We start from the raw sequence: 8,148 nt of genomic DNA, 5'->3' as shown, positions 1-8,148 counted from the left end.
TAGGAGCAATGTTCCGGCGCCAGCAGTTCTGCCCAGTCCAGCTCCAGCGCGTCGCCACACACAATCCGGGGCGAGGTTACCAGTGGGATGCGGGCATAGGTCTGGCCAAATTCCAGGCTCAGCCGGCTGTTCATGATGTGGTCCATCATCCACAACGCCGTCTCGGCAATACGGGCCGGAAACTCCCCCAATTCGATGCCGTAGAATTGATCCACGTTGATGCAGGAGAGTAGATCGGAGAGCACAAACAGTTGGCGACCCTGTTGGGAACCGGCCAGGGCAGCTTGCAAGATCTCCATTTCCAGAAGGCGCAACTCCCGATAGGTGATGATCAGAAAATTGCCGCATCCGCAGGCAGGATCAAAAAATCTCAGTGTTGCCAGCCGTTGCTGCAACTTGAGCAACTCCGGCACCCGCCGGCTGTCCCGCCGCCGCTTCAGTTGGGCAAACTCCTGCCATAGGTCATCCAGAAACAGGGGACCGATGAGCTTGAGGATGTTTTTCTCCGTGGTGTAGTGGGCACCCTGGGCACGTCGTTCCTGCCGGTTCATTACCGCTTGGAACAACGCCCCGAAGATGGCGGGGGAAATGTTGGACCAGTCGAATTGGCAGGCATTCAGCAACGCCTGCCGCATGGGGGCAGTGAAGGAGGGAATCCGCAAAGTTCCGGCGAAGAGGCCGCCGTTGAGATAGGGGAAGCGGGCCAAGTCCTCGTCCAGGGTGTTCTGGCGCTCGCTGTCCGGTGTATCCAGCACCTGGAACAATTCCGCCAGGCGCGAACCCGTATCAAAACCGTCCTCGCTGGTGCGGGTTTCCATGAGGTCCAGGAAAATGTCCCGAGGCTCGAAGATGCCGGTGTCGTCGGCGAACAGGCAGAAGACCAGCCGCACCAGGAAGCGTTCCAGATCGTGACCCCGGTAACCCGCAGCGGCCAGGTGGTCGTGCAACTGCCCCACCAGTTCGGCGGCTGCGATGTTGGCCGGGTCCTGATCCCGGAAGGGGCGCCGCTGCACCCCCAGGATGAAGCCGAAGGCCTCCACATGGCCCGGCAGGTCCGCCAAGGTGAAGGCCACCGTATCCCGCTCGTCCAGATCGTGGAGTGCAAACGTCTGGAAATCGCTCACCAGGATGTAGCGGGGGCGTTCCCGCTCCCTCAGGGCGTCGAAGTATTCGCCCGCCTGTTGGTAGGCTTTGTCCAGGTCCCGCCCGGCGCTCTTCTGCTCCACCAGCAGCACGCCGGGCCAGAACAGGTCAATGAAGCCGGAGCGGTTGTCCAGCTTTTTCACATGGGCTTCATAGCGGGCCACGGTGCGCCTCTGCACGCCAAACACTCGGAAGAAGGCGTTGTAGAAGCTCTGGGTCTCCCCCTTCTCGTAGGTGGCATCCCGCCAGTCTTTGGCAAAGGCGGCGGCGCGGGCGCGCACCTCGTTCCATGAGAGGCGCATCTTCCATTCCTTGATTCGGGTATGGCGCCGAGGTTAGGGCATCCTGTTCCAGACCTATCATCCGCTGGCGCGCCTACCTGCTGCCCCCATGGGGCGCCCTCAACCCCCTAGAGTGAGCAGGCTTGGAGGCCCCAGACTGAATTCTGGGGCAACGTTTCACGACCCACGACTTTGTACGGAGGCGGGAGCCTTGATGAGGGTGGCGTCAACCACTGTTCCCTTCCGCATCAGCAGACCGTGATCCTTAAGACACTGATTCATCACCTTGAAGATTTTCTCTGCCAACTTCTTCTCCTCCAGCAGATGGCGGAACGCCAGGATCGTGCTCTCATCCAGCACATCCCCTTCCAACAGGGCGATCCCCGCAAAAGCACCCACCACCGGCGCGTCAATCAACTCCTTCTTCATTCTCTCATCGCTGAGGAGCACCACTGCTGCAAAAAGTGAATGCGCAGCAGCATCCCCAGCGGATAAGGGCGGCGCCCCACTGTTCTGTCTTGCTTCCTATAGAAAGGTTGGAGCAATTCCTCCAGCTTCTCTCAAGGCACTACCTCCTCCATCACCGACAGGAATCTCTCACGCTTGGTCTCTCTCTTCACCATGCTCCGCTCAACTATGAGGCCTACCAGCAAAGAAGGGCATATGCCCCCGGAGGCTGCGGGGTAGACCCGTGCTCATGGATTTTTTCTCCATAGCAACCGCTGTAGCACCCGCGATGCTCCGGCTCCTCTTGGCTTGGTACATTGCCCCTGTCTCCTTTTAGACAGACTCAAAGCTCCCTCCTTACCTGACCACCATCATGCCCACCAGCCTTGTGGTGAATGCCGGCAGCACCAGCCATAAGCTGGCCTTGCTGGAGTTGACGGGCCAGGAGCGGTTGACCTGCCTCTGGCAGGCCCAGGTTGACTGGGGTTCCCAGGCCGGTGGTCTCCGCTGGCGCTGGGGGGAAGATCTCTGGCAGCAGGACACCCTCAGCCTTCGCCATGGTCGCCGGGCCGCCCTGGCCGATTGGCTGGCCCCAATGCTGTCCACCCTGACGGAACGCTTCCCCATCACTGCCGTCGGCCATCGCATCGTCCACGGCGGTGAACGATTTCAGCGGAGCCAGTGGATCGGCCAGGGCCAACTGGCGACCCTGCAGGCCCTCGTTCCCCTGGCCCCCCTCCACAACCAGCCCGCCCTGGACACCGTTGAGCTCCTGCTCAAGCTCTGCCCCCATATCCCCCAGGCAGGAGTATTTGACACAGCCTTCCACCACACCATCCCCGAAGCGGCCAGCACCTACGGCCTGCCTATGGCATGGCGCCGCCAGGGCATTCGCCGCTACGGCTTCCACGGCATCAACCACAGCCACATGGCCAGCACCATGGCTGCCGCCACCGGCAACCCGGCCCTGCGGCTGGTGAGCCTGCATCTGGGTGGGGGCTGCTCCGCCAGTGCCGTCCGCGGCCTGCAGTGTCAGGACACCTCCATGGGCTTCACGCCTCTGGAAGGGTTGGTCATGGGCTCCCGCTGTGGCAGCGTGGATCCCGCCATCCTGCTGCACCAGTTGCGCCACGGCTGGGATCTGGACAGTCTGGAGCAGGTGTTGCAGCACCAGAGCGGTCTGGCGGGACTGAGCGGCATCTCGGAGGATATGCGCCAGGTGCGTCAGGCTGCAGCGCAAGGCCATGCCCAGGCCCGGCTGGCGCTGGAGGTGTTTTTCACGGCGCTGATCCGGGCGGTGGGCAGTGCGGTGGCGGTGTTGCAAGGGGTGGACGTGGTGGCCCTCAGCGGCGGCATCGGCGAACATGACCAGGCCCTGCAACAGGACCTGTTGGCCCATCTGCACTGGCTGGGGGTGCGCCCGGCCAACCAGACCCCCCAGCCCGGCGGCAACCGTTGGCGGCTGAGTGGCGCCGGGCCGGTGGAGGTGTGGGTGGTGCAGGCCGACGAGGAAGGGGCCATTGCCCGGGAGGTGGCCGGGCTGTTGGAGAACCGGCCCCCGCCGCCCCATGACCCGGCCGCCGATCACAGGAAACCCCAACCAACCGACATGGTGGTGTTGCCAACACCGTGGGCATGCTCCAGAATGACAGCAACCTCTCCCGGTTCCCCATGGTTGCCACGGCAACAGACGCGGCGTTGCTTCAGCCCCATGCCCTCAGTGGAGACGAGTTGAGCCAACTGGATGCCTACTGGCGGGCTGCCAACTACCTGGCCGTGGGCATGATTTATCTGCGGGGCAACCCCTTGCTGCGGGAGGCCCTCCGGCCCGAGCACATCAAGAACCGCCTCCTGGGCCATTGGGGCTCCAGCCCGGGCCAGTCCTTCATCTGGACCCACGCCAACCGGCTGATTCGTAAATACCACCTGGATTGTCTATACATGTCCGGCCCCGGCCATGGGGCGCCGGGGATGCTGGGTCCCTGCTATCTGGATGGGAGCTATAGCGAAGCGTTCCCCCATATTTCCCAGGATCTGGAGGGGCTGGGGCAGTTTTTCAAGCAGTTTTCCTTTCCCGGGCACATTGGCAGCCACTGCACCCCGGAAACACCGGGGTCCATCCATGAAGGGGGCGAGCTGGGTTATGTGCTCTCCCATGCCTGCGGCAGTGTGTTTGACGCCCCGGAGTTGATCACCATTGCCTGTGTGGGGGACGGGGAAGCGGAGACCGGTCCCCTGGCCACCTCCTGGCACATCAACAAGTTTCTCAACCCCGTCCGCGACGGGGCTGTGCTGCCCGTTCTGCATCTGAACGGCTACAAAATCGCCAACCCCACCATCCTCAGTCGCATCAGCACGGAAGAGCTCTGCAGCCTGCTGCAGGGCTACGGCTGGACCCCTCATCTGGTGGAGGGTTCCGATCCGGCGTTCATGCACCGGACCATGGCCCGGGTGATGGAAACGGCGGTGTTGGAGATCCGCAGCTTGCAGCGACAGGCCCGGGACTCGGGGGAACCGTTCCGTCCCCGCTGGCCCATGATTGTGTTGCGCTCCCCCAAGGGGTGGACAGGCCCCAAGGAGATGGATGGCCGCCGTCTGGAGGGCTTCTGGCGTTCCCACCAGGTGCCCCTGGCAAAGGTGAAAACCGACCCGGCCCAACTGGCGGCCCTGGAGCAGTGGCTGCAAAGTTATCGCCCTGGGGAGTTGTTCGATGCCCAGGGGACGCCGGTGGAGATGGTGCGCAGCCATGCTCCGTCAGGATCAAAGCGGATGGGGTCCAATCCCAGGGCCAATGGCGGCCTGCTGCGTCAGACGCTGCGGTTGCCGCCGTTGGAGCCCTTTGCGGTGGATGTGGAGCGTCCTGGCGTCATCCAGGCGGCAAATACGGCCCCCCTGGGGGAATGGATTGGCGCTATCATGAAGCGCAATCCCCGGAACTACCGCCTCTTTGGCCCGGATGAAACCGCCTCCAATCGACTCCAGGCGGTGTATGCGGTCAGCAAGAAGTGCTGGATGGCCGATGTGTTGCCCGAAGACGAGGGCGGCTCCGAAATCTCCCCGGACGGTCGAGTGATTGAGATGCTCTCCGAGCACACGTTGGTGGGCATGATGGAGGGATATTTGCTGACGGGTCGTTATGGCCTGTTCCACACCTATGAAGCCTTTGCCCATATTATTTCCTCCATGTTCAATCAACATGCCAAGTGGCTGGAGGTGTGCAAATTCCATGTGCCCTGGCGGGCCGCCATCGGCTCATGGAACTGCCTGATCTCTTCCACGGTATGGCGTCAGGATCACAATGGCTTTACCCACCAGGACCCCGGCATGATCGATGTTGCCGGCAACAAGAACGGGGAGGTGGTGAGGGTGTATCTTCCCGCCGATGCCAATTGCCTGCTGGCGGTGGCCGAGCTGGCCTTTGCGGAAACCGACGTGGCCAACATCATTGTGTCCGACAAGCAGCAACACCTGCAGTATTTGACCATCGAGGAGGCCCGCCGTCATGTGGCCAAGGGGGCCGGCTTATGGGAATGGGCCTGTACGGATCAACGGGAGGGCAGCCTGGCCGCCCCTGACGTGGTGTTGGCCTCCGCTGGCGATATTCCCACCAAGGAATGCCTGGCTGCCATTGTCATTTTACGCCAGCATCTTCCTCACCTGAAAATCCGTTACGTGAATGTGGTGAAGCTTTTCTGTCTCTCCGAAGAGCATCCCCATGGTCTCAGTGACGTGGATTTTGATAGCCTCTTCACCACGGACCGTCCGGTGATCTTCAACTTCCATGGCTATCCCTGGTTGATTCATCGTCTTACCTATCGCCGCACCAATCACCATAATCTCCATGTGCGCGGCTACAAGGAACAAGGCAACATTAACACACCCTTGGAACTGGCCATGAACAATCAAGTGGATCGCTTTAATCTGGTGATTGACGTGATCAATCGTGTGCCCAGTCTTGGCTATCGGGCTGCCCATCTCAAGGAGCAGATGAAAGAGGAAATGTTGCGCCACCGCTCCTATGCCTACACCCACGGCGCCGATGCGGAAGCCATCAGCCAGTGGACCTGGCCCCAGGAAAATTGACCTGAACTGTGGTTCAAGGATTCATGGATTGGTGAGCCGCGTCAATGGCGGCCCGCTGTTGGGCCGTCAGGGTGGGATAGGACAAGTTCATTGTCTCCAGAGTTTCTATGATGACTTTCATCACCACCAAACGACCAAATCTTTTCTGATCCATGGGAATACAATGCCATGGTGCATGGACAGTTGACGTTTTACAGAGCATCTTCTCAAATGCCTTTTGATACTCATCCCAAGATTCACGTTCCCTCAGATCTGATGAGGAAAACTTCCAATTCCTGGATGACTGATTCAACCTTCTCAAAAATCGCCTCCGTTGCTCTTTCTTGGAGATGTTCAGAAAGAACTTGACAACTCGAATGCCATTGTTCGTCAAGTGCCGTTCAAAGGCGTTGATGTCTTCATAACGCCATTTCCATAGATCGTCTCCCAGGAGATTCGGAGGAAGACGTTGTTGGCCAACAAGGTCACGCACTTTCACCACCAACACCTCTTCATAGTATGAACGATTGAAAATACCAATAAAACCACGTGCAGGAACACGGGAGGAATAGCGCCATAACCAGTTATGACTCAACTCCTCCAGAGAAGGCTGTTTGAAACTATATACCTTGACCCCCTGGGGGTTCACTCCACTCATGACATGTTTAATGGTGCTGTCCTTTCCGGCTGCATCAGTAGCCTGAAACAAAATCAGCAAACCATGGCGTCCATCGGCATACAGTACATTCTGTAGCTCCGCCAGATGTTTGACCCCTTCACGGTTCCACTGCTCAGCCTGCAACTTGCTTAACCCATTGTCCTTGGGTTTCGGATCCTGGGTTGACAAATTGAACCGGCCGTTGGTCGGCACACGATAAGCTTTGGTGTCGATCCAGTCCATCACTGCGGGTCAAGGTCATGGCTGCCCAAGCCTACAACACAGCCCCACAAGCCACAACCCACTGTCCATGGAAGAAATTCAGGGGTTGTGCGCCGCCCAATCCCACAAGGCCGTCACATGCGGGCCATGGTCACCCGTTCCGGTTGGTTATGATATTTACCGTTTCTGGCCGCATAGCTGGTTTCACATGGCTCTCCTTCCAGAAACAACAACTGGCAGATCCCCTCGCCAGCGTAGATGCGGCAGTCCGCTCCGGAGCTGTTGCTGAACTCCAGCGTCAGGTGGCCTTCCCAACTGGCTTCGGCAGGGGTGGCGTTCAGGATGATTCCCATGCGTGCATATGTACTCTTGCCAAGGCAGACCACGGTGATGTGACCCGGCACTTTGAGGTTTTCCAGGGCAACTCCCAGGCCGTAGGAATGGGCCGGCAGGATGAAATAGTCGCCGTCCTCGTCGTGGTGCAGTTCGGTGGGCTCCAGGTTGGCCGGGTTGAACCGCTTGGGATTCATCACCGTACCCGGCACATGGCGGAACACCAGGAACTCCTGTGGGGAAAGGCGCAGGTCATACCCGAAGGAGGAGCAGCCAAAGCTGAGCACGGGCTGTTGCCGGCCCCCGTCCTCCAACTGGCGCACCAGACGGGATTGGAAGGGGTCGATCATGCCGAGGCGGGCCTGATCCCGGATCCAGGAGTCGTTCTTCAGCATGGGGAGCGGGGTGGAAAACGGATGCGGCAGACATCAATGGCGGCCCCGTTGCCGTGTCATGGAGCCAGCCCTTACCGGATCGCCTCATATCCGTGGGACATGGCTGGCGGTCCGGTCAGTTGAGGGACCCGCCAGAGGAATGACGGCAGCGGAGCCGCGTCACCTGGTTGGCCATGTCCAGAATAGCCTCGGACATGGCCGAGCCGATCAGCGTCAAATCCAGGGAAGCGGGCCGCTGCCGCAATGCCTTGAGCACGTTCCCCTCCTCCAGGAGGCCAAACTCCAGGGCCAGGCCCAGCTCGTCCAACACCATCAAATCCAGCCCACCGGAAGAAAGCTGCTGGCGGGACGCAACCCAGACAGCGTTGACGGCCTGGTGATGCTGTGGGGTAACGGCGGCGGGATCCACCAGGCAGCAGTCAATGGCTGGACGGATCCATTCCAGGCTGCCGCAGAGCCTTGTTGCCTGTTCAGGGCCTTGATTGATGCCGCCGCTCAGGAACTGGGCAATCATGACCCGACTCCCCTGGCCCGCCAGCCGGATCGCCTGGCTCAACACGTCGTTACAGGAGCCCCGGAAGGGGGCAACCGTCACCTGAAAGAGGCC

General features: G+C 60.3%; 8 protein-coding genes. 2 read left to right on the top strand and 6 right to left on the bottom strand.

Annotated features, from left to right (window positions below; all coding sequences use genetic code 11):
* The 3 genes from BG35_RS0104335 to BG35_RS14280 all read right to left on the bottom strand — a co-directional run.
* Window positions 1–1,445: type IIL restriction-modification enzyme MmeI (locus BG35_RS0104335; RefSeq protein ID WP_025781859.1), on the bottom strand; the 1,445-nt coding region annotated here is incomplete at its 3' end.
* A 156-nt stretch (window positions 1,446–1,601) separates the two neighbouring features.
* The gene (locus tag BG35_RS11500; protein WP_161632530.1) at window positions 1,602–1,877 is read right to left on the bottom strand and encodes a transposase; all 276 of its coding nucleotides are present in this window, start codon (window positions 1,875–1,877) and stop codon (window positions 1,602–1,604) included.
* Complete coding sequence (locus BG35_RS14280; protein ID WP_505625213.1) at window positions 1,850–1,933, bottom strand: hypothetical protein; 84 nt, start codon at window positions 1,931–1,933, stop codon at window positions 1,850–1,852. The genes BG35_RS11500 and BG35_RS14280 overlap by 28 nt, the downstream gene beginning before the upstream one ends.
* Window positions 1,934–2,244: 311 nt before the next feature.
* Here BG35_RS14280 and BG35_RS10250 point away from each other — a divergent pair, with 311 nt between their 5' ends.
* Both BG35_RS10250 and BG35_RS0104320 read left to right on the top strand, forming a co-directional pair.
* Complete coding sequence (locus BG35_RS10250) at window positions 2,245–3,606, top strand: acetate/propionate family kinase (protein WP_025781857.1); 1,362 nt, start codon at window positions 2,245–2,247, stop codon at window positions 3,604–3,606.
* The gene (locus BG35_RS0104320; RefSeq protein ID WP_025781856.1) at window positions 3,543–5,954 is read left to right on the top strand and encodes a phosphoketolase family protein; all 2,412 of its coding nucleotides are present in this window, start codon (window positions 3,543–3,545) and stop codon (window positions 5,952–5,954) included. Before BG35_RS10250 ends, BG35_RS0104320 begins: the two co-directional genes overlap by 64 nt.
* Before the next feature lie 13 nt (window positions 5,955–5,967).
* Here the strand turns inward: BG35_RS0104320 and BG35_RS0104315 are convergent, their stop codons facing one another.
* The 3 genes from BG35_RS0104315 to BG35_RS0104305 form a co-directional block, all read right to left on the bottom strand.
* On the bottom strand, window positions 5,968–6,834 hold the full coding sequence (locus tag BG35_RS0104315) for a PPK2 family polyphosphate kinase (RefSeq protein ID WP_025781855.1): 867 nt from the start codon (window positions 6,832–6,834) through the stop codon (window positions 5,968–5,970).
* A 113-nt stretch (window positions 6,835–6,947) separates the two neighbouring features.
* Window positions 6,948–7,541: a dCTP deaminase gene (gene dcd, locus BG35_RS0104310; protein ID WP_025781854.1), complete on the bottom strand. Its 594-nt coding sequence runs from the start codon at window positions 7,539–7,541 to the stop codon at window positions 6,948–6,950.
* A 115-nt stretch (window positions 7,542–7,656) separates the two neighbouring features.
* Window positions 7,657–8,148, bottom strand: a 492-nt coding sequence (locus BG35_RS0104305) for a cob(I)yrinic acid a,c-diamide adenosyltransferase (RefSeq protein ID WP_025781853.1), incomplete at its 5' end; no start/stop codon positions are given.

This window comes from Candidatus Synechococcus spongiarum SH4, assembly GCF_000586015.1.
GTDB lineage: Bacteria > Cyanobacteriota > Cyanobacteriia > PCC-6307 > Cyanobiaceae > Synechococcus_B > Synechococcus_B spongiarum_F.
Note: the sequence above shows the minus strand (reverse complement) of the source record. Positions and strands in the feature narration are given on the sequence as shown.

What these genes read in the sequence shown, in the direction of transcription:
- BG35_RS0104320 (WP_025781856.1), top strand. Translation starts at nt 3,543, where the DNA reads ATGGTTGCCACGGCAACAGACGCGGCGTTGCTTCAGCCCCATGCCCTC.
- BG35_RS10250 (WP_025781857.1), top strand. Translation starts at nt 2,245, where the DNA reads ATGCCCACCAGCCTTGTGGTGAATGCCGGCAGCACCAGCCATAAGCTG.
- BG35_RS0104315 (WP_025781855.1), bottom strand. Translation starts at nt 6,834, where the DNA reads ATGGACTGGATCGACACCAAAGCTTATCGTGTGCCGACCAACGGCCGG.
- dcd (WP_025781854.1), bottom strand. Translation starts at nt 7,541, where the DNA reads ATGCTGAAGAACGACTCCTGGATCCGGGATCAGGCCCGCCTCGGCATG.